General features: G+C 69.5%; 11 protein-coding genes. 6 read left to right on the top strand and 5 right to left on the bottom strand.

The window, feature by feature from the left end; translation table 11 throughout:
* Positions 1 to 52 precede the first annotated feature (52 nt).
* The 4 genes from HXX10_RS06515 to HXX10_RS06500 all read left to right on the top strand — a co-directional run bounded on the left by HXX10_RS06515 (position 53) and on the right by HXX10_RS06500 (position 9,652).
* Positions 53 to 5,245 carry a S8 family serine peptidase gene (locus HXX10_RS06515; RefSeq protein WP_296520862.1) on the top strand — a complete coding sequence of 1,731 codons (5,193 nt, stop codon included), beginning with the start codon at positions 53 to 55 and terminating at the stop codon, positions 5,243 to 5,245.
* 112 nt (positions 5,246 to 5,357) lie between these two features.
* Entirely contained in the window at positions 5,358 to 7,208 is a 1,851-nt protein-coding gene (locus HXX10_RS06510; protein WP_296520860.1) for a ShlB/FhaC/HecB family hemolysin secretion/activation protein, read from the top strand.
* 12 nt (positions 7,209 to 7,220) lie between these two features.
* Positions 7,221 to 7,757: an invasion associated locus B family protein gene (locus HXX10_RS06505; protein WP_296520858.1), complete on the top strand. Its 537-nt coding sequence runs from the start codon at positions 7,221 to 7,223 to the stop codon at positions 7,755 to 7,757.
* A gap of 179 nt (positions 7,758 to 7,936) precedes the next feature.
* Positions 7,937 to 9,652, top strand: a complete 1,716-nt coding sequence (locus HXX10_RS06500; RefSeq protein ID WP_296520856.1) for a peptide chain release factor 3 — start codon at positions 7,937 to 7,939, stop codon at positions 9,650 to 9,652.
* Positions 9,653 to 9,667: 15 nt separating this feature from the next.
* On the opposite strand, the gene HXX10_RS06495 is transcribed toward HXX10_RS06500, so the two are convergent.
* The 3 genes from HXX10_RS06495 to HXX10_RS06485 all read right to left on the bottom strand — a co-directional run bounded on the left by HXX10_RS06495 (position 9,668) and on the right by HXX10_RS06485 (position 13,607).
* Positions 9,668 to 10,672 carry a LysR family transcriptional regulator gene (locus tag HXX10_RS06495; RefSeq protein ID WP_296520854.1) on the bottom strand — a complete coding sequence of 335 codons (1,005 nt, stop codon included), beginning with the start codon at positions 10,670 to 10,672 and terminating at the stop codon, positions 9,668 to 9,670.
* A 393-nt stretch (positions 10,673 to 11,065) separates the two neighbouring features.
* Positions 11,066 to 12,256 carry a mandelate racemase/muconate lactonizing enzyme family protein gene (locus tag HXX10_RS06490; RefSeq protein WP_296520852.1) on the bottom strand — a complete coding sequence of 397 codons (1,191 nt, stop codon included), beginning with the start codon at positions 12,254 to 12,256 and terminating at the stop codon, positions 11,066 to 11,068.
* Positions 12,257 to 12,299: 43 nt separating this feature from the next.
* Positions 12,300 to 13,607: an MFS transporter gene (locus tag HXX10_RS06485; RefSeq protein ID WP_296520850.1), complete on the bottom strand. Its 1,308-nt coding sequence runs from the start codon at positions 13,605 to 13,607 to the stop codon at positions 12,300 to 12,302.
* Between the two features lie 327 nt (positions 13,608 to 13,934).
* Between HXX10_RS06485 and HXX10_RS06480 the strand changes: the two genes are divergently transcribed.
* Positions 13,935 to 15,863, top strand: coding sequence for an FUSC family protein (locus HXX10_RS06480; protein WP_296520848.1), 1,929 nt, complete (start codon positions 13,935 to 13,937; stop codon positions 15,861 to 15,863).
* Positions 15,864 to 15,956: 93 nt separating this feature from the next.
* On the opposite strand, the gene HXX10_RS06475 is transcribed toward HXX10_RS06480, so the two are convergent.
* Entirely contained in the window at positions 15,957 to 16,247 is a 291-nt protein-coding gene (locus HXX10_RS06475) for a hypothetical protein (protein ID WP_296520847.1), read from the bottom strand.
* Between the two features lie 319 nt (positions 16,248 to 16,566).
* Positions 16,567 to 17,694, bottom strand: a complete 1,128-nt coding sequence (locus tag HXX10_RS06470) for an S-(hydroxymethyl)glutathione dehydrogenase/class III alcohol dehydrogenase (RefSeq protein ID WP_296520845.1) — start codon at positions 17,692 to 17,694, stop codon at positions 16,567 to 16,569.
* 283 nt (positions 17,695 to 17,977) lie between these two features.
* Between HXX10_RS06470 and HXX10_RS06465 the strand changes: the two genes are divergently transcribed.
* Entirely contained in the window at positions 17,978 to 19,273 is a 1,296-nt protein-coding gene (locus HXX10_RS06465) for a GGDEF domain-containing protein (protein ID WP_296520844.1), read from the top strand.
* Positions 19,274 to 19,475: the final 202 nt, after the last annotated feature.

The following is a 19,475-nucleotide window of genomic DNA, read 5'->3' as shown; positions in this document are numbered from 1 at the left end:
CCCGGGGCTGGCTGAACGCCCGGCCTGTCGCAGACGACGTCAGGATGACCGAATGAGCCGACGGCTGGCCCACTGTGTTCCGCTTCTCGCGCTGGTCGCGGCCCTGGGGCTGCAGGCCGCGGCGACGGCACAGGTTTTGCCGACCGGCGGAACCGTGACCCAGGGCAGCGTCACGATCAACCAGCCCTCGGCCACCAGCCTGGTGATCAATCAGGCGAGCGCGGCCGGCATCATCAACTGGTCGACCTTCTCGATCGGCACCGGCAACCAGGTCCAGTTCAACAACGGAACCGGCGCGACCCTCAACCGCGTCACCGGCAACGTCCCCTCCTCCATCAACGGCCTGCTGACCGCGACCGGCAGCGTCTATCTGGTCAATCCGGCGGGCGTTGCGGTCGGTGCGGGCGGCATCGTGCGGACCGGCGGCAGCTTCGTCGCCTCGACGCTCGACGTGAAGGACGCCGATTTCCTGGCCGGCGGCAGCATGACGTTCGACGGCGCCAGCACGGCCGCCGTGGTCAATCTCGGCCGCATCGGCTCGGCCCGCGGCGACGTCGTGCTGATCGCCCGGACGGTGCAGAACGACGGCAGCATCGTCGCGCCGCAGGGCACCGCCGCGATGGCGTCCGGCCGCGAGGTGGTGCTGAGCGACGGCTCGCTCGGCAACGGCAAGGTCTCCATCAAGGTCGCGGGCACCAACGGACAGGTCGTCAATCGCGGCTCGATCCGGGCCGCCAATGTCGAGTTGCGCGCCAATGGCGGCAACGTCTTCGCGCTCGCCGGCAACACCAACGGCGTCATCAAGGCGACCGGCGTCGCCAACAAGGGCGGCCGCATCTTCCTCACCGCCGAGGGCGGCAGCGTCGTCGCCACCCAGCGCATCGAGGCGCGCCGCGTCGCCGCAATCGACCCGACCGCGCCGCGCGGCTCTCGCGTGAAGGGGCCGAGCACCGGCGGCGACATTCTGATCGAGGCCGACGCCGTGACGATCGGCGGTGTGCTCGACGCCTCCGGCACCGGCGGCGCCGGCGGCCGCATTGTCGTCACGGGCGGCAATGTCACGCTCGCCTCGGGCGCCCTGCTCGACGCCTCGGGCACCACCGGCGGGCTGGTGCTGGTCGGCGGCGACCGCGCCGGCGGCAGCACGGCGAGCACCAATTTCTACGACCGCGCGGTGCGCAACGCCGACACCGTGACGATCGAAAGCGGCGCCGCCATCAAGGCCGACGGCACCACGGGCAGCGGCGGCAATGTCGTGGTGTGGTCGCAGCAGCAGACGAGCTTCGCCGGCACGATCTCGGCCCGCGGCAGCGACACCGGCGGCGACGGCGGCTTCGCCGAGGTGTCGAGCCACGGGCTGCTGAACTACGCCGGCACCACCGACCTGCGGGCGCCGGCCGGCCGCACCGGCACGCTGCTGCTCGATCCCTATGACATCCTGATCAGCAGCAGCTCCGACACCGCCGTCACGGGGAGCAGCCCGTTCACGCCGACCGGAAACACGTCGGTGCTGAACGTGGCCACCCTGGAGAATGCGCTGGCGACCGCGAACGTCGTGGTGACGACCGGCGGCGCCGGCAGCCCCGGGGCGCAGGCCGGCAACATCACGGTCGACGCGGTCATCACCTGGAGCAGCGCGAATACGCTGACGCTGAGCGCGTATAATAACGTCACGTTCAACTACTACGCCCGCGCCATCAATACCGGCGGCGGCAGCCTGATCATCCGGGCCGACAACAGCGGCACCGGTGTCGGTACGGTGAATTTCATCTATTATATGGGTCCGACGGTCGATTTCAGCGGGAGCACCGGAACCGTCTCGATCTATTACAATCCGCTCAGCTACGCGTCCCCGTCGACGTTCACGGCCAATGTCGCGACGGCCTATTCCGGGCAGTTGACGTCGTACATGCTGGTCAACAACGCCAGTGACCTTGCGAACATCAGCACCAATCTCTCCGGCACCTATGCGCTCGGACGCGATTTCTCGGCGGCGACGTTTGCCGGTTTCAGCCCGGGAACGGCCTTTTCCGGCACGCTCGACGGCAATGGCGGCCTCGGCGTCAACCACACGATCTCGAACCTCGGCCTGGCGGGCAGCGGCACCTTCGGCCTGTTTCCGATCATCACCGCGTCCGGCACCGTCCGCAATCTCACCCTGAGCGACGTCTCGATCACGGCCACGGGCGCCAACGCGACAATGGGCGCGGTCGCCGGCATCAATTACGGCACGATCAGGAACGTGACCGTCACCGGGACGGTCGACGGAGGCGGCTTCGGCGGCGTCTGGGCCGGCGGTATCGCCGGGCTCAATGGCGGCGTCATTGTCGATACGACGGCGGTCGTGTCGGTCGCGACGGGTGCGAGCGGGAGATCCGGCGGGCTGGTCGGCTTCAACACGTCGTCCGGCACGATCGTCGGCTCGACGGCCTGGGGATTTGTCGGCAGCGGCACCCAGGGCGAGGCCGGCGGCCTGGTCGGGCGAAACGACGGCGAGGTCATCGGGTCGTCCGCCTACGCCGGCGTGAGCGTCGGCGTGGACGGCGATGCCGGCGGGCTGGTCGGCTACAACACGTCGTCGGGCGCGATCGTCTGGTCGTCGGCCTACGGGATCGTCAGCAGCGCCGCCTACGGCACGGCCGGCGGTCTCGTCGGCTACAACAGCGGCGAGGTCTTTTGGTCGTCCGCTGCCGGGGCCGTGAGCGTCGGATACAGCGGCGATGCGGGCGGCCTGGTCGGCTTCAACGCCTCGTCGGGCGTGATCGTCTCGTCGTCGGCCTCCGGGCTCGTCAGCAGCGCCGCCTGGGGCACGGCCGGCGGCCTCGTCGGCACCAACAACGGCGAAATCCTCCACTCTTCCGCCTCCGGGGCCGTGAGCGTCGGGTTGAGCGGCGATGCGGGCGGCCTAGTCGGCTTCAACGGCATCCACGGAACCATCATCGGCGGTTACGCCATCGGCACGGTCGATGCCGCCGACGACAGCACGGCCGGCGGTCTGGTCGGCACCAATGCCGGCCTCGTCGTCGACGCCCACACCACCTCGGTCGTCACCGGCGGCTCGGACAGTGCCATCGGCGGGCTCGTCGGCTGGAACAGCGGCACGTTGCAGAACGTCTGGGCGATCGGGACCGCCGAGACGACCGGAACCAACAGCGCGGTCGGCGGCCTGGTCGGCTTCAACGTCGGCGACATCGACCACGCCTTCGCCGATGTCGACGTCAGCGGCGGCAGCGGCACGGCGCTCGGCGGCCTGGTCGGCGTGAACGCGACGGTGACCGGGTACCCGGCCGCGACCATCACGGACTCCTATGCGGTCGGCGCGGTGACCGGGGACGGAACGGCGGTGGTCGGCGGCCTCGTCGGAATCAACGGCGGGATCATCGACCAGACCTATGCGACCGGCGCGGTGACGACCGGTGCCGGCGGAACCGCGGGCGGCCTCGTCGGCCGGAACACCATCTCGGCCGGATCCCCGGTCGCAACGACACTGAACAACTACATCGTCACCGGGGGCGGCACCGTCACCAGCTCCTACTGGGACCCGCTGTCGACCGGCCAGACGACCAGCTCCGCCGGAACGCCATACACCACCGCCCAATTCGCCCAGGGCCTGCCGCCCGGGTTCGACCCGGCCGTCTGGCGCACGTTCACCGGACAGACCTATCCTTACTTGAGCGGGACTCCCTATGCGTTTCTGCTCGGCGACTGGATCGGCGCGCTGACCACCGACATCCTCGCCCCGGTCGTGCCGGCGAGCCTGATCGCCGATCCGAACGCGGGAGGCCCCCCGGTTCCGACCCGCAACAACATCACCGCGCCGCAGAACAACACCGGCCCCGGCACTGGCGGAGCCGGCGGCCGCGGCGGCCCCGGCAATCCAGGCGCCGGCCCGCCCCCCGGGCCCGGGATCGACCGCAGCCCGAGCGAGCAGCAGTTCAGCGGCGTGCCGCCGATCAGCGAGACGCGGTTCATCCCCAACGAGATCGTGCTGCAGATCCCGGCGAGCGTCACCCGCGCCCAGATCGAGGCGATCGCCCGCATGCTCGGCGTCGAGATCGTCTCGGCCGACCCGATCAACATCACCAGCCGCACCGTCTACCGGTTCAAGATGAAGGCCGGGCAGGATATCCGCGCCCTGATCCGCACCCTCGAGCAGAACCGCATCGTCTCCTCGGCGCAGCCGAACTATGTCTACGGCCTCGCCCAGGCCGCACCTGCCCCGGTGCCCACCCCGGCGGCGACCGACCCGGCCGCCCCGCCGGCTGCGACCGGGCCCGAGCCGGCCGCCTCCGGCTCGAGCGACCTCGCCAGCGACCTCGCCGCCCGCACCACGCTGCCGACCGGCGACCCGGCCCAATACGTCATCCAGAAGCTGCAGCTCGGCGCCGTGCACCAGCGGGTGCGGGGCGCCAACATCACGGTCGCGGTGATCGACTCGGAGATCGATCTCCGCCATCCCGACCTGCAGGGCGTCCTGGTCGAGCGCTTCGACGCCACCGGCAGCCCGAGCAAGCCGCACACCCACGGCACCGGCATGGCGGGCGCCATTGCGTCGCGGTTCCGCCTGCTCGGCGTCGCGCCCGGCGTGCGGCTGCTCGCCGTTCGGGCCTTCTCCGAGACCAACACCAGCGCCGAGGCGACGACAGCCCAGGTTCTCAAGGGTCTCGACTGGGTCCTCACCAAGAGCCCGCGCATCATCAATATGAGCTTCGCGGGCCCGCGCGACCTGATGACCGAGCGGGTGCTGGAGGCGGCGAGCCGCCAGGGCATCGTGCTGATCGCCGCCGCCGGCAATGCCGGACCGAAGTCGCCGCCGCTCTATCCGGCCGCCGACCCCAACGTCATCGCCGTCTCGGCGACCGACAACGACGACAAGCCCTTCGCCATGGCCAACCGCGGCAAGCACATCGCCATCGCGGCGCCGGGCGTCGACGTTCTGGTGCCGTCGCCCGACGGCGCCTACCAGCTCACCACCGGCACCTCGGTCGCCGCCGCCCATGTGAGCGGCGTCGCGGCTCTGCTGCTCGAGGCGCGGCCGACCCTGACGCCGGCAGAGGTCCGCGCCATCCTGATCAAGACGGCAAAGCCGCTCGGGCCCGGCAAGGACCTGCAGACCGGCGCCGGCCTGATCGACCCGATCCGCTCGCTGAGCAGCCTCGGTCCGGCCACGTCGGCAGCGCCCCCGGTGATCCCCCCGGCCGCACCGATCCGACCCGGCGTGGTGCCGGCGCAACCGCTGAGGTGACGGCAGAGAGACACGAAGGGCTCCGGACGGAGCCGCGAAAAGACTTCAAGGACCGGGCACAAAGCTTGGCCTGTACTGACAAAAAGAGTTCTTGGCGTAAGGGCAGGCGTGGATGTGTGACGACAGACGGGCGGAGGCCGGCCACAGGCCGCGACCGATCGCGACGCCGGGCGAGACCGCCCCGCGGCGGTCGTGGGCGCTTGCCCGCGGCATCGCCCTGCTCGCCGCCGGGGCCGCCCTCACCGCAGCCGCCCTTGTGGGCGCCGGACCGGCCGCCGCCCAATATGTCGAGCGCAACCTGCCGCCCGCCCCGCCCCGCGGCACCGCCCCGCCGATCGGCTTCATCACGCCCGACCTGCTGAAGGGCGAGGACGAGACCCCGCTCGGCGCGACGCTGCGCGGCATCGTCCTGCTCGGCGCCAAGGACCAGCCCTTGGCGCGGCCGCGGCAAGCCGGCGTCGACATCGAGCGGATCCCCGCAATCGACCCCAAAGCGTTGCGAGAAAAGCTCGCGGCCTTCCTGGGCCGGCCGATCAGCCGCAAGCTGATCGCCGAGGTGCAGGCCGCCATCACGGGCGTCTACCGCGAGTCCGGCCGCGCCTTCGTGTCGGTCACGGTCCCGCCGCAGGAGATCACGGGCGGCGCCCTGCAGGTGCGCGTCTTCGAGTACAAGGCCGGCCGCGTCGCCGTGACGGGCGCCGAGCGCGCCGGCCAAGACCATATCCGGACCCGGGTGCGCATCACGCCGGGCGAGCACATCGACAGCCGCCGGCTGGAGACCGACCTCGACTGGCTCAACCGCAACCCTTTCCGCCGGGTCGAGGCGGTGTTCGGCCCGGGTCGCGACCTCGCCGAGGCCGATCTGTCGCTGCGGACCACCGAGCAGCGGCCCTGGCAGGTCTACACCGGCTACGCCAATACCGGCACGCTCTACACCAGCCGCGACCGCTACTTCGTCGGTGGCTCGGCGGCATTGCCGGGCGAGATCGTGGCGTCCTACCAGGCGACCGGCAGCCCCGACTTCTGGGTCTATGACGGGCATCCGATCGGCCAGCCGCAGATCGCCCAGTACCAAAGCCATGCCGGCCGGGTGATCGTGCCGATGTGGCCGCGATCGAGCCTCGAGCTGATCGCCAACTACATCCAGACCAACGAGCAGCCGACGCTGGCGCTGCGCTACCGCACCCGCACGACCGAGCTCTCGGCGCTCGAGCGCAGCGCCCTGTCCGACCTGCTGCCGTGGGCGTTCGGCGACCTGCTGCTCGGCGTCGAGGTGAAGCACCAAAACCGCGAGCTGTTTTTCGTCGGCTCCCCGTTCGCGGATTTCGGCGTCGATCTCTTCCAGATGGTGGGGGGCTTCGCCGGCCGCTTCAGCGACCGTTTCGGGGTCAACGATCTCGATGTCCGGGTCAAGGTGAACCCGGGCAACATGCTGCCCGACAACACGTCCCGCGCCTGGAGCCTCTACACCAACGGCCGGGTGGACGACATCCACTACGCCTATTCGACGCTCGTCTATGTGCACACCACCCCGCTGCCGAAGGGCTTCATCCTGACCAACGAGCTGTTCGGCCTGATCTCCGGCACGCCGCTGCCCGACACCGAGCGCATCTCGCTCGGCGGCGCCTTCCAGGTGCGCGGCTACATGACCGAGGACCGCACCGTCGACCAGGCCGTGATCTCGCGCAACACCCTGTATCTGCCGGGCTTCAGCGTCGGCGAGCATTTCAAGGCCAAATGGCTGCAGGACAAGCTCGTGCCCTATGTGTTCAGCGACATCGGCTGGGGGCGCGAGATCTTCCTGAACCAGTCGACCACCCTGGCTTCGATCGGCGCCGGCTTCGACGACCAGATCGCCGCCGGCTGGCGCGCCAACCTGGCGGCCGGCTATGCGCTGCTCGACGGCCCCCACACCCCTGCCGGCTCCTGGCGCATCCATGCCCGAGTGACCGCCACCTACTGACCCGGACTCCCGATGACCCGCATTCCGCTCCGCCCCGTGCTGACGATCCTGGCGCTCGCCACCCTGGCCCAGGCTGCCGTGCCGGCCGCCCTCGCCCAGGCCCAGGCCCCGACCCGCACCACCGCCACCTACGAGGACTGGACGGTGCGCTGCGAGTCCCCGCAGGGGTCCGCCCAGAAGAGCTGCGAGGTGTTCCAGGCACAGCAGCCGCAGGGTCAGGCCGGCCCGATCTCGCAGGTGGCGATCGGCCGCGCCGCCAAGACCGACCCGCTCAAGATCGTGGTCCAAGTCCCCGTCAATGTCTGGCTCGCGACCGGCACCCGCCTGTTGTGGGACGACAAGCAGCCGCCCCTGGCGCTGGCCTTCAAGCGCTGCGTGCCGGCCGGCTGCTTCGCCGACGCCGACCTCTCCGACGACCTGCTGCGCCGCATGCGCGCCCGGGCCGAGCCGGGCCGGCTCGAATACAAGGACGCCATCCAGCGCGACGTCGGCATCCCGGTCTCCTTCAAGGGCTTCGCCCAGGCCATCGACGCCCTGGCGAAGCAGTAGGGGCGCATCGGGACTTCTCCGTCATTCCGGGGCGCTGCGAAGCAGCGAACCCGGAATCCAGCGGCAAACTCCGAGGACTCGGCTGGATTCCGGGTCCGGCGCGTTGCGCCGTCCCGGAATGACCAGGGCTGAAGCCCTCCCCCCTTGCTCCGGGCGCGTTTCCCTGCCACATGCCGGGCATGACCCAGCCGCTCCGTGACCTGGACCCGGCCCTCGCCGTGCCCGCCGCCGATTCGTCCGCCATCCCGGCCCCGCCGGGCGAAACGCCCGACACCCCTGCGCCGTCGGACTCCGCCGCCTCCTCTGCGGCCGCACCGTCCACGCTGGCAGCCGAGGTCGCGCGACGGCGCACCTTCGCCATCATCTCCCACCCGGACGCCGGCAAGACGACCCTGACCGAGAAGCTGCTGCTGTTCGGCGGCGCCATCAATCTGGCCGGCGAGGTCAAGGCCAAGAAGAACCGCCGCGACACCCGCTCCGACTGGATGTCGATCGAGCGCGAGCGCGGCATCTCGGTGGTCACCTCGGTGATGACGTTCGACTACCGCGACCGGGTGTTCAATCTCCTCGACACGCCCGGCCACGAGGACTTTTCGGAAGACACCTACCGGACGCTCACGGCCGTCGACTCCGCCGTCATGGTGATCGACGCCGCCAAGGGCATCGAGGCCCGCACCCGAAAACTGTTCGAGGTGTGCCGGCTGCGCGACATCCCGATCGTCACCTTCATCAACAAGATGGACCGCGAGAGCCGCGACCCCTTCGAGATCCTCGACGAGATCGAGAAGACGCTGGCGCTCGACACCACGCCGATGACCTGGCCGATCGGCCGCGGCCGCGACTTCATGGGCACCTTCGACATCGCCCATGGCGGTGTGCGTCTGCTCGACACCAAGGACGACGGCGGCCCGCCCGTGCCGATGACGATCGCCGAGATCGCCGCCCTCAATCCGTCCCTCGACGCCGATGCGATGGCGCAGGAGATGGAGCTGGTCACCGAGGCCTGCCCGCGTTTCGACCTCGTCCCGTTCCTGGAAGGCCATCTGACGCCGGTCTATTTTGGCAGCGCCTTGAAAAATTTCGGCGTCCGCGACCTCCTGGACGGCCTGCACGGTTTCGCCCCGCCGCCGCGCGCACAAAACTCGGATGCCGGCCCGATCGAGGCCGCCGATCCGCGCATGTCGGCCTTCGTGTTCAAGATCCAGGCCAACATGGATCCGAACCACCGCGACCGCATCGCCTTCGCGCGGCTGTGCTCGGGCAAGCTCACCCGCGGCATGAAGGCCAAGCTGGTGCGCACCGGCAAGCCGGTGACGCTGTCGACCCCGCACTTCTTCTTCGCCCAGGACCGCTCGATCGCCGACGAGGCTTTCGCCGGCGACGTGGTGGGAATTCCCAACCACGGCACGCTGCGGATCGGCGACACGCTGACGGAAGGGCGCGACATCACCTTCGTCGGCGTCCCGAGCTTCGCGCCCGAAATCCTGCGCCGCGTACGCCTCTCCGACGCCATGAAGGCGAAAAAGCTCAAGCAGGCCCTGCAGGAGCTGGCCGAGGAAGGCGTCGTCCAGGTGTTTCGCCCGACCGACGGCTCGCCCGCCATGGTCGGCGTCGTCGGCCCGCTGCAGCTCGACGTGCTGAAGGCGAGGCTGTCCGCCGAATACGGCCTGCCGGTCGACTTCGACATCGCCGAGTTCCAGCTCGCCCGCTGGATCTCGTCAGACGACAAGGCCGCGCTCGACACCTTCGTGGCGGCGAACCGCTCCGGCATCGCCGAGGACCTGGACGGCGACCTCGTCTATCTCGCCCGCAACGAGTTCTATCTCGGCTACACCCGCGAGCGCGCCCCCGGCATCGCCTTCACGGACGTGAAGGAGACCCAGAAGGGCAAGTGAGGCCCCGGATCGCCGTCACGGACACGACATGGACGGTGCGGCCGCGGCCGGCCGTCCCGAGGTCCGTCGGCGGCGCGCGGGCACCGCGTGCCGAACCGCCGCCTGGGAGGGCGCTTCCGCCGACGTCGCGACGGCGTTAGGATCGTTGTCGCGGACGAACTGCATCATGAACCGCTTGAACACCTCCGCGGCCGGCGACAGGGCGCGCGTGCCGTGCTGGTAGACCATCATCTTGCGGTTCAAAACCGGTTCGCCCAGCGGGCAGATGACCAGCCCGTAGGCCGACGCGAGTTGCGCGATGAACGGCCCGGCCAGCACCACGCCGCGGCCGACGGCGGCCAGCCCGAGCGCGGTCGAGATGTGGTTGACGACCAGCGCCACCGTGAACCGCGCCCCGCCGAACTCGAAGGCGATGTGGTCGATCATCTCCTGCCCGACGACGATGACGGGCTCGTCCCGCACCTCGCACCAGGTCGCAACGCGGCTCGCGAAGCGATGGCCCGGAGGACAGATCACCGAGACGGGCGTCGTGAACAGCGGCGCGCCGGAGACATCGGCATCGAAGCCTCGCTCGGGTCCGAGTCCGAGGTCGACGTCGCTCCTCCCGACCATCGTCTGCAGCTCGCTCATCGGCACGTCGACCAACTGGACCCGGACGGTCGGATGGGCGATTGCGAAGGCGGACATCATCTGCGGCAGCAGCGTGCAGGCGATGAGCGGCGCACCGGCGACCCGGACCTGCCCGGCGCGGTGATCTCGCAAGTCTGCCGTGCAGCGCTCCGCCGCCCGGACATGTTCGACGGCGCGCTGCGCGTATGGGAGGAAGTCCTCGCCGGCGCGCGACAGCCGGACCGAATGCGACGTGCGGTCGAACAGCTTGACGCCCGAACGCTCCTCGAGCTCCCTGATGAGGGCGCTGACCCCGCTCTGGGTCAGATGCATGACCTTGGCGGTCGCCGTAAAGCTCCGCAGATTGGCGACGGTGAGAAACGCCACCAACTGTCGAACGGATATGTCCATGGCGGTCCCCACGAGCCGGCCGCGTCCGGGGGGCTGCCAAGAAGGCGACGCGGAAGGTCTGCCGGCTCGACAGCTAGCAGATCGCGCCGGGACGAGCGATACGGGCCGACCCTACGGCGTGTGGCCGCGTCGGCTCACGCATCGCGCGAGCGCCGGCGCCACGAGGACATGGCGTCGGCGCGCGGCCGGGGGCTGGGTGGCGGGGTCTTATGCCGGACCCGGCTGATCACCTCGGTGGTCATTCCGGGGCGCCGCGCAGCGGCGAACCCGGAATCCAGCCAAGTCCTCAGCATCCGTCGCTGGATTCCGGGTTCGCACCACTCGGACGGCGCGAAGCGCCGATCCGGGTGGTGCGCCCCGGAATGACGGTGAACTGATCAGCCGGATTTCGTATCACTTCACGGTTTCGACCACCGAGGCCTTGATCGTCTCGTCGGTCAGCTCCTGGCCGAGGCCGGGCAGCTCCGGCACCTCGTAGATGCCGTTCTTCGGCTGATAGTCGTACTTGCAGGTGCGGGTGTTGGGCTCGAGCAGCGCGTAGCGGTGCAGCTCGTGGATGACGAAGTTCGGGATCGCGGCTTCCATGTGCAGGGCCGCCGCCGTCGAGATCGGGCCGCCGCACACGTGAATCTGCACCGTGGCGTCGTAGACATGCGCCATGTCGCAGATCTTCTTGGTCTCCGAGATGCCACCGGCGACGCAGATGTCGGGCTGGATCACGTCGATCGAGCCGTCCTCCAGGAACGGACGATAGCCCCAGCGGGTGTAGATGCGCTCGCCCGCCGCGATCGGGATGGACACGGCGTCGGCCACCTTCTTCATCTGCTTGGGGTTGAGCGGCATCACCGGCTCCTCGTAGTAGAAGACGCCGAGCGGCTCGATCATCCTGCCGAACTGGATCGCCGAGATGGTGTCGGTGAAGGCGTGCATCTCGACGATGATGTCGACGTCGCGGCCGACTGCCTCGCGCATGGCGACGAGCCGGTCGTAGCCGAGCCGCAGCACCTTGTCGGGAAGCGGACCGGTTAGATAACGCTTGTTCCAGTTGCCCTCGTGGTCCATCGCGACGGTGTCGACCTTGAGGGCGTCGTAGCCTTCCGCGACCGCGGTCCGGGCCGCCTCGGCGTACTGCTCGGGCTCGATCAGCATCGACTTGTCGCTGCCGGCGCCCCAGCCGAACTGGAGCTGGCTCGCATAGGTGCGGATCTGGCTGCGCGTCTTGCCGCCGAGCAGCACGTAGAGCGGCACGTTCAGGGCCTTGCCGCGGATGTCCCAGCAGGCGATGTCGAGGCCGCTCATACCGGCGAACACGACGGTGCCGCCGCCCTGCGCCCAGAACGTCTTCTTGAACATCTTCTCCCAGATGGCCTCGGTGTCCATCGGGTTCATGCCGATCAGCAGGCGGGCCAGATCCTTGGCCATGCCGAAGCCGGCCGAGGCGCCGACACCGTAGGCCAGTCCCACCTCGCCGAAACCGGAGATGCCCTCGTCGGTGTTGATCCGCACGCAGACGGGCCGCCACTTGCTGGACGCCGACTGGAAATCGTTGGCGACGTCGATGATGTCGATGCTGGTGATCTTCATGAGAGTACTCCCGCCGACCCGTGTCGGCCTTCGTGCGGACTGATCAATATTTCTGGACGACGAGCACGCCGGCCACGACGGTCGCGACGGCGCCGGTGGCGACGAGGCAGAGCAGACCGCCGTCATAGGTGCCGGTGATGCTGATGAAGAGGCCGATCAGCGCCGGTGACAGCGCCGACAGGCCGTTGGCGATGCCGTTCATGGCGCCGGACGCGGTCGACATGGATTTTCCGGGCACCAGGCCCTGGAGCAGCGTCCACGCCGCCGGCGTTCCCATGGTGGACAGGCCGACCGCGAGCGCCAGCAGCACCGCCGAGGCGTACTTGTCCGACACGGTCGCGCCGAAATAGACGCACAGGCCGGCCAGCGCCATGGCGGCGCACAGGATCGGGGCGTTGCGGCCGATCTTGTCGCTGAGGAAGCCGGTCAGCGCCTTGAAGGCGATGCCGAAGACGAAGGGCAGCGAGGCGAGCCAGCCCATCTCGGCCCAGGTGAAGCCGCGGGCGGACTTGAGATACGCGGGTAGCCAGGAGATCAGGCCCCAGTACATGCATTGCAGGCACAGATACCAGACGACGAGAAGCCAGTAGTTGTAGTTCGTCACGAACGGCTCGAGCCGCTGGACCAGGGTGAGCCGGGTGTCGTCGACCGCGGTCTCGCGCCCGCGTTCGGCGGCCTGCCCTTCCTCGATATAGGCGAGCTCGGCGGCGTTGATGGACTTGTGCTGTCGCGGCGTGTCGGCGGTGTGCCGCCACAGCATCCAGATCGGGATCAGCCCGATCACGAAGCACAGGTGGAAGCTCTCGCGCCAGCCGAAGGTGCCGATCACGTAGGTGAACAGCGGCATCGCCACCGCGGGCGCCACCGACTGGCCGATCACCCAGGCGGCATTGGCGCGGCCGCGTTCCTGCGGCGGGAACCAGTTCTTCACGAACAGGCTCTGCAGCGGGTAGTAGAAGCCTTCGCCGACCCCGAGGATCACCCGGCCGGTGATGATGATCGCGAACGACGTCGCAAGTCCACCCATCAGCAGCGACACGCCCCATAGCCCCACGCACAGCATCATGGCGCGGCGCGGGCCGAGATAGTCGCCGATCGGGCTGAGCACGACATTGGCGACGCCGTAGGCGGCGAGAAAGACCGACATCATCATGCCGATCTGCACGGCCACGCCCTTGATGCCCATGTCGGTCAAGAACTGGTCGTTCGCCGCCAGGACCGAAACATTGACCCGATCAAGATAGGCTATGAAAATACCTATGAAGAGACAGGAGACGATGACGAAACGTTTCCTGGTCGGAATTTCCCCCAGGCTTGCGGCCGTACCGGCGAGCGTCGTCGGGCTCGGCATGACGCAACCTCCTTGCCATCCAGATCGTGCAGGGATGTGATCGAGCGAAATAAGGCGGGACCGTCTCGAGAAGCCGGTATTTACCTTTGCTTGGAAAGCGGAACCGGTAAAACGAATAATTATTGTCGATCGAGCACTCCGCCTCATGGACGGGACCGGCCCGATGGCGACCGCGGCCGCGCCCTCACCCGAGAAGCCCGACCCGGTTCGTCGGACGGCATTGCCGCCGAAGACCGGCGACACGCCGCAGGGTTGCCTTCCGATTGCCTCCGGTCCATTTTGCTGCAGCGCAGCAATCCCACTGAGACCGCCCCCGGACCCAAGACCATGCTCGCGACCCTGACGCGGTGGGCCGGCCTCGACCGCGCCGCCCTCCTCCACGCCGCCGGGCTCGCCGGCTCCGCCTGGCTCGCCTTCGCGATCGCCGCCAGCCTGCATGTGCAGAACGCCTACTGGGCCGCCATGCCGGTGTTCGTGGTCGCCCAGTCGTCGCGCGGGCTGCTGCTCGAGCGTGCCTTCTACCGGATGGTGGGAACGCTGGCGGGTGCCGGTCTGGGCTTCGCCATCGTGCAGACCGGCCATCCGATGATCGAGCTCGCTTTGCTCGCCATCGTTGTCGCCGTCGGAGCCGGGCTGACCCACATCCTGCGCGGCGTGCATTCCTACGGCGCCTTCATGGCCGGCATGACCACGGCCGTGGTAGTGCTGCCCGCAGTGCTCGCCCCGACGCACGCCACCGAGCTGGCGATCGCACGGGTCGAATGCACCCTGGTCGGCGTCGCTGTGGTGACCCTGGTGATGGGCGTGATCACGCCCGGTTCACGACGCGACGCCTTCTACCAGCGAGCGCGGCGACTGGCCGCCGACGCGGTCGCCTTCGCGGCCGACGCCGTTCGGGGCGACCCGACCCGCGTCACGGCCGCGGCGGAGCGCGCCGTGCTGGCCGAGGTCGCCGATGTCGATGCGCTCGCCGTGATGGTCTCGGCCGGATCGGTCGAGGGCTATCGCCGTCTGCGCCACGTCAACTCGCTGGTCGCCGGGGCCATCGAGGTGATGGCGGCAGGCCGCGCCGCCGGAGCGCGCCGGCGACGCGGCGACCCCATTCCGACCGTCTTGGCAGATCGGCTGTACGCGGTGGCGGAGCGCCTGCACAGCAAGGCGCCGCCGGACCGCTCCGGTCCGGCGATCCCGGACGACAGCGCCAGCCCGGAGGCCCGGCGGATCGCCACCGCGCTCGACCAGATCCTGGCCGCCGAACAGGCGCTGTTCGCCGAGCCCGGCCGCGCCGACGCCATTTCGTTCGGCCGCAAGGCGCGCTATCTGGCCCCGTATCGCGACTGGATTCTTGCGCGTGATACAGGGCTTGCGGCCGGATCCGCAACTTTCGTGGCAGGCGCGCTCGGCTACGCCACCGGCTTTGCGGCGGCCGAGCTGACGGCGCTCGGCATCTGCATCTTCTCGATGGTGCTCGGCTCGATGCCGGTTCCCCAGAAAATCGCGCCGCTGCTGTTCACCGGCGTGGTGGCCGGCGTCGCAGCCGCGATCTTCTATCGGCTGGTCGTCCAGCCGACCGTGCCGACGCTGGCGGCCGTGGTGTTTTCGGTGCTCCCGTTCATCCTGGTCGGCGCCGTCGCCCGGGCGAGCCCAAAGACCGCGATCCCGGCGCTCGACTTCAACATGTGCTTCCTGCTGGCGAGCCAGGCCGGGATGCCGGCCGCCGAGACGGCAACCGTGCTGGTGGACTCGCTCGCCCTGGTGGTCGCAGCCGCCCTGCCGAGCGCCGGCCATCTGCTGATGCCGCGCCAGGCCGAGCGGCACGCCGCCGAGGTGGCGCGGGCGATCCGGCAGGATATTTCCGGGCTGATCGCCCGCTTCGCCCCGAGCTCACGCGACGGATGGAACCCGCACGCCAGCCGGCGAATGCTCCGCCTGCTCGTGCATCTGCGCCGTGCCGGCGATCTCGGCGACGTGGCGCCGCGCGGGCTCCTGGCCGCGCTCAATCTCGGCCATGCCGTGATGGATCTGCATGTCGTCGCCCGCGACGACGTCCGGCCCACGACGGTGCGGGCCGAGGCCGAGGCGGCGCTCACGATCCTGGCCGATTTCGAGGCCTCGCCCGACGCGGTCGCGGCGACCCTCACAGGCCTCGCCGACCGCACGGCGGACGCGGACCTCACCCGCGGCCTCGCCGCCGCCGCCGATGCGCTCATGGCCGGGCGGGCGCTGTTCGCCTACGGCACGGCCGTTGGGGGCTGAATGGAGGCGGGGGACGCGGCGCCACTCGGCGCCCGCAGATCCCCCGACAGGGTGCAAGGGCGGCAGCGCGTTCGGGGCGGTGTCTCGCCGGCTTCAGTACGGCCGGCCGCCGGACAGGCGGCGGACATTGTCCTCGACGCAGCGCCGTACCGGCACCATCGCCTGCGCGGCGGCGTCGTCGAGCGAGGCACCGCCGAGCAGCGCCGCCGCGGCGGCCATCTCGCCCATCAAGGCGGCGATCACCTTCTCGGCGACCATGCGCTGCGCCTCGTCGACGGCGGCGGGGCCGCCCTCCGCGAGGCGAATCGTGCGCAGCGCGATGACGGTCTGCGCGCTGATGCCGAGACCGGCGATGCTGAGGAAACTGGTGAACGGATCGACCATGGCACGCCTCCGACGCCGCGGGCCGAGGCAATGGCCGGGGTCGCGGCCGAGCGTGATGATCGCGCAGAAGTCGTAAGGGACGGTAAAAGTGGGCGGTAAATATCGATTTTTAGCGAGATCGGTTCCGAAAAGTCACACGTCTCCGTCCATCTAACCTGGATGATCGCGGCTCCGCCGCGGCAAGACGAACGACGTGCGCTGTCACTTGCCACGGGGGGCAGTAACGGCAGATGCGATCGCGGCACCCTGCCGGTCCGCATCGCGGACCGGCCTGCCCGGCGCGGCGACGCGGCGCGACGCAGTGGTCGCGACAGCCGCCTCAGTACACCACCACGCTGCGGATCGACTGACCCGCATGCATCAGGTCGAAGCCGCGATTGATCTCGGCGAGCGGCAGCGTGTGGGTGATCATCGGATCGATCTCGATCTTGCCCTGCATGTACCAGTCGACGATGCGCGGCACGTCGGTCCGGCCGCGGGCGCCGCCGAAGGCCGAGCCCTTCCACACCCGCCCGGTGACGAGCTGGAACGGCCGCGTCTGGATCTCGGCGCCCGCTGCAGCGACGCCGATCACTACCGACACGCCCCAGCCGCGATGGCAGGCCTCGAGCGCCTGTCGCATCACGGTGACGTTGCCGGTGCAATCGAATGTGTAGTCGGCGCCACCGATCTGGTCGGCGCCGCGCTTGGTGAGATTCACCAGATACGGAACCAAGTCGCCGCCGACCTCCTTCGGATTGACGAAATGCGTCATGCCGAAGCGTTCGCCCCACGCCTTCTTGTCGTTGTTGAGGTCGACCCCGATGATCATGTCGGCGCCGACCAGTCGCAGCCCCTGGAGGACGTTGAGGCCGATGCCGCCGAGCCCGAACACGATCGCGGTGGCGCCCGGCTCGACCTTCGCGGTGTTGATCACGGCGCCGATGCCGGTCGTCACGCCGCAACCGATGTAGCAGACCTTGTCGAACGGCGCGTCCTCGCGGATTTTCGCCACCGCGATCTCGGGCAGCACCGTGAAGTTGGCGAAGGTCGAGCAGCCCATGTAGTGGTGGATCGGCTTGCCTTCGCAGGAGAAGCGCGACGAGCCGTCCGGCATCAAGCCCTGCCCCTGGGTGGCGCGGATCGCCGTGCACAGATTGGTTTTTCGCGACAGGCAGGACGGGCACTGCCGGCACTCCGGCGTATAGAGCGGGATGACATGGTCGCCCGGCCTCACCGAGGTGACGCCCGCCCCGACCTCGCGCACGATGCCGGCCCCCTCGTGACCGAGGATCGCCGGGAAGAGCCCCTCCGGATCGGCGCCCGACAGGGTGAACTCGTCGGTGTGGCAGATGCCGGTCGCCTTGATCTCGACCAGCACCTCGCCGGCGCGCGGACCCTCGAGCTGGACCGTCGTCACCGTGAGGGGCTTGCCCGCCTCGAACGCCACCGCCGCTTTCACGTCCATCCGTCTCTCCTCCGAAGCCCAGTCGGGCAATCCCGACCCATATCAGCCGATTCGGCCGGCCCCTGTCCGCCCGGTCCATGCCGCCGGGAGCGGCGGGACCGCCACGGCGCGGCGAGCCATGTCCGTCATGATGGCGCCGCACCGAGGAGCGCTACGCGAGGTTGTGGGCAACCCCGAGCCCGGACGATTCCGACCAGAACGAAATACCGCAAATTCACCTGATTGGATTATAGACCATCCAGGATCACGGCGGGCCCCGGCGGCGCGCTCCTGACGGACAACCATGCGCATCGACCTTCCGACGCTGTACGCCGTCTCGACACTCGCGACCACGGTCAGCGGGCTGATGCTGCTGTTCTCCTGGCTGCAGAACCGCAGCGCCACCACGCTCGCCTGGTGGGGCAGCGCGACCCTGGTGCTGGTCGCCGCCGGCAGTCTCCTCGCCCTGCGCGGGGTGATCTCCGACCCGCTGTCGATCATCGCCGGCAACTGCCTCTGGCTCGGGGCCTACGGCATGATGTGGTGCGGCGCCCGCGCCTTCGAGGGACGCTCGCCACGCCCGGTGCTGGCCGCGGCCGGCGCCGTCGCCTGGCTCGCCCTGTGCCAGAGCGAGACGTTCGGCGCCACGCCGGAGCTGCGCGTCCGCGTCTTCTCCGCCATCACTCTCGCCTATGCGCTGCTGATCCCGTGGGAGTACTGGCGCGCCCGCGACCCGCGGCCGATGTCGCGCTGGCCCGCCATCGTGCTGCTGCTGATCCAGGCGGTGCTGTACGCCGCGCGCATTCCCTTGGCGGAGCGCCTCGTCTTCCCGATCGCGCCGGACAATGTCGGCGTGCTGATCCCGCTCGGCATCGTGGGGCTGCTCCTCCACTTCTTCTGCATGGCCTTCCTGGTGATGGCGATGGTGAAGGAGCGGCTCGAGCTGCAGTTCCGGCACGCCGCGCTGGTCGACCCGCTCACCGGGATCGCCAACCGGCGCGCCTTCTTCGACCGCGGCGAGCGAATTCTGGCCCGGATCGGCGCCAATGGCGGGTCGGCCGCCCTGCTGATGATCGATCTCGACTTGTTCAAGCGGGTCAACGACACGCTCGGGCACGAGGCCGGCGACCGCGTGCTGTGCGCCTTCTGCGGCGTCGCCGCCGAGCTGCTGCGTCCGACCGACCTGCTCGCCCGGACCGGCGGCGAGGAGTTCGCCTGCCTGCTGCCGGGGACCGCGACGGCCGACGCGGTGCGGGTGGCCGAGCGCATCCGTCTGGGATTCGCCGCCCATGCGGCGCCGATCGGCACGTCGGACATTCTGACGGTCAGCATCGGCGTCGCGACCACCGCGTCCAGCGGCTACGCCCTCGCCGCGCTGATGCATGCGGCCGATCGGGCCCTCTATGCCGCCAAGGCGAACGGCCGCAACCGGGTGGAGTGGGTGAAGGACGGCGATCCCGGTGCCGACGGCCGGCTGACCGAATACGGCCGCCTCGTCGACGAGACACCGATCGCCGCCAACTCCCCGGCGCCCGACGACCACCCCCGCGCGTCCGGCCGGAACGGCTCCGGACAACGCGACACGGCCGATGCGGCCTAGGGGCCCGCGCGAGTCCACCCTCGCCGCAACGGGAGGAATTTTGTGCGCCGGCCCGGCCGGCGGCCAGCGACGCCGCGCATCTGCCGCCTCACGTTGCAGTGTGTTGCGTCGTGCGGCGTTCCGTTGTGTTAATGGGCAGTAAATCCAATTTCAGCAAAGTTTACTCAACCGAGAACGGGACTCTCACCGGATTGGGCTAGAA

It is taken from the genome of Rhodoplanes sp., assembly GCF_013377085.1.
Taxonomy (GTDB): domain Bacteria; phylum Pseudomonadota; class Alphaproteobacteria; order Rhizobiales; family Xanthobacteraceae; genus Rhodoplanes.
This window is presented reverse-complemented; position numbering and strand designations above follow the sequence as displayed.

Excerpts from the sequence above, each read along its gene's own strand:
- HXX10_RS06515 (WP_296520862.1), top strand. The coding sequence starts at position 53 with ATGAGCCGACGGCTGGCCCACTGTGTTCCGCTTCTCGCGCTGGTCGCG.
- HXX10_RS06510 (WP_296520860.1), top strand. The coding sequence starts at position 5,358 with ATGTGTGACGACAGACGGGCGGAGGCCGGCCACAGGCCGCGACCGATC.
- HXX10_RS06505 (WP_296520858.1), top strand. The coding sequence starts at position 7,221 with ATGACCCGCATTCCGCTCCGCCCCGTGCTGACGATCCTGGCGCTCGCC.
- HXX10_RS06500 (WP_296520856.1), top strand. The coding sequence starts at position 7,937 with ATGACCCAGCCGCTCCGTGACCTGGACCCGGCCCTCGCCGTGCCCGCC.
- HXX10_RS06495 (WP_296520854.1), bottom strand. The coding sequence starts at position 10,672 with ATGGACATATCCGTTCGACAGTTGGTGGCGTTTCTCACCGTCGCCAAT.
- HXX10_RS06490 (WP_296520852.1), bottom strand. The coding sequence starts at position 12,256 with ATGAAGATCACCAGCATCGACATCATCGACGTCGCCAACGATTTCCAG.
- HXX10_RS06485 (WP_296520850.1), bottom strand. The coding sequence starts at position 13,607 with ATGCCGAGCCCGACGACGCTCGCCGGTACGGCCGCAAGCCTGGGGGAA.
- HXX10_RS06480 (WP_296520848.1), top strand. The coding sequence starts at position 13,935 with ATGCTCGCGACCCTGACGCGGTGGGCCGGCCTCGACCGCGCCGCCCTC.
- HXX10_RS06475 (WP_296520847.1), bottom strand. The coding sequence starts at position 16,247 with ATGGTCGATCCGTTCACCAGTTTCCTCAGCATCGCCGGTCTCGGCATC.
- HXX10_RS06470 (WP_296520845.1), bottom strand. The coding sequence starts at position 17,694 with ATGGACGTGAAAGCGGCGGTGGCGTTCGAGGCGGGCAAGCCCCTCACG.
- HXX10_RS06465 (WP_296520844.1), top strand. The coding sequence starts at position 17,978 with ATGCGCATCGACCTTCCGACGCTGTACGCCGTCTCGACACTCGCGACC.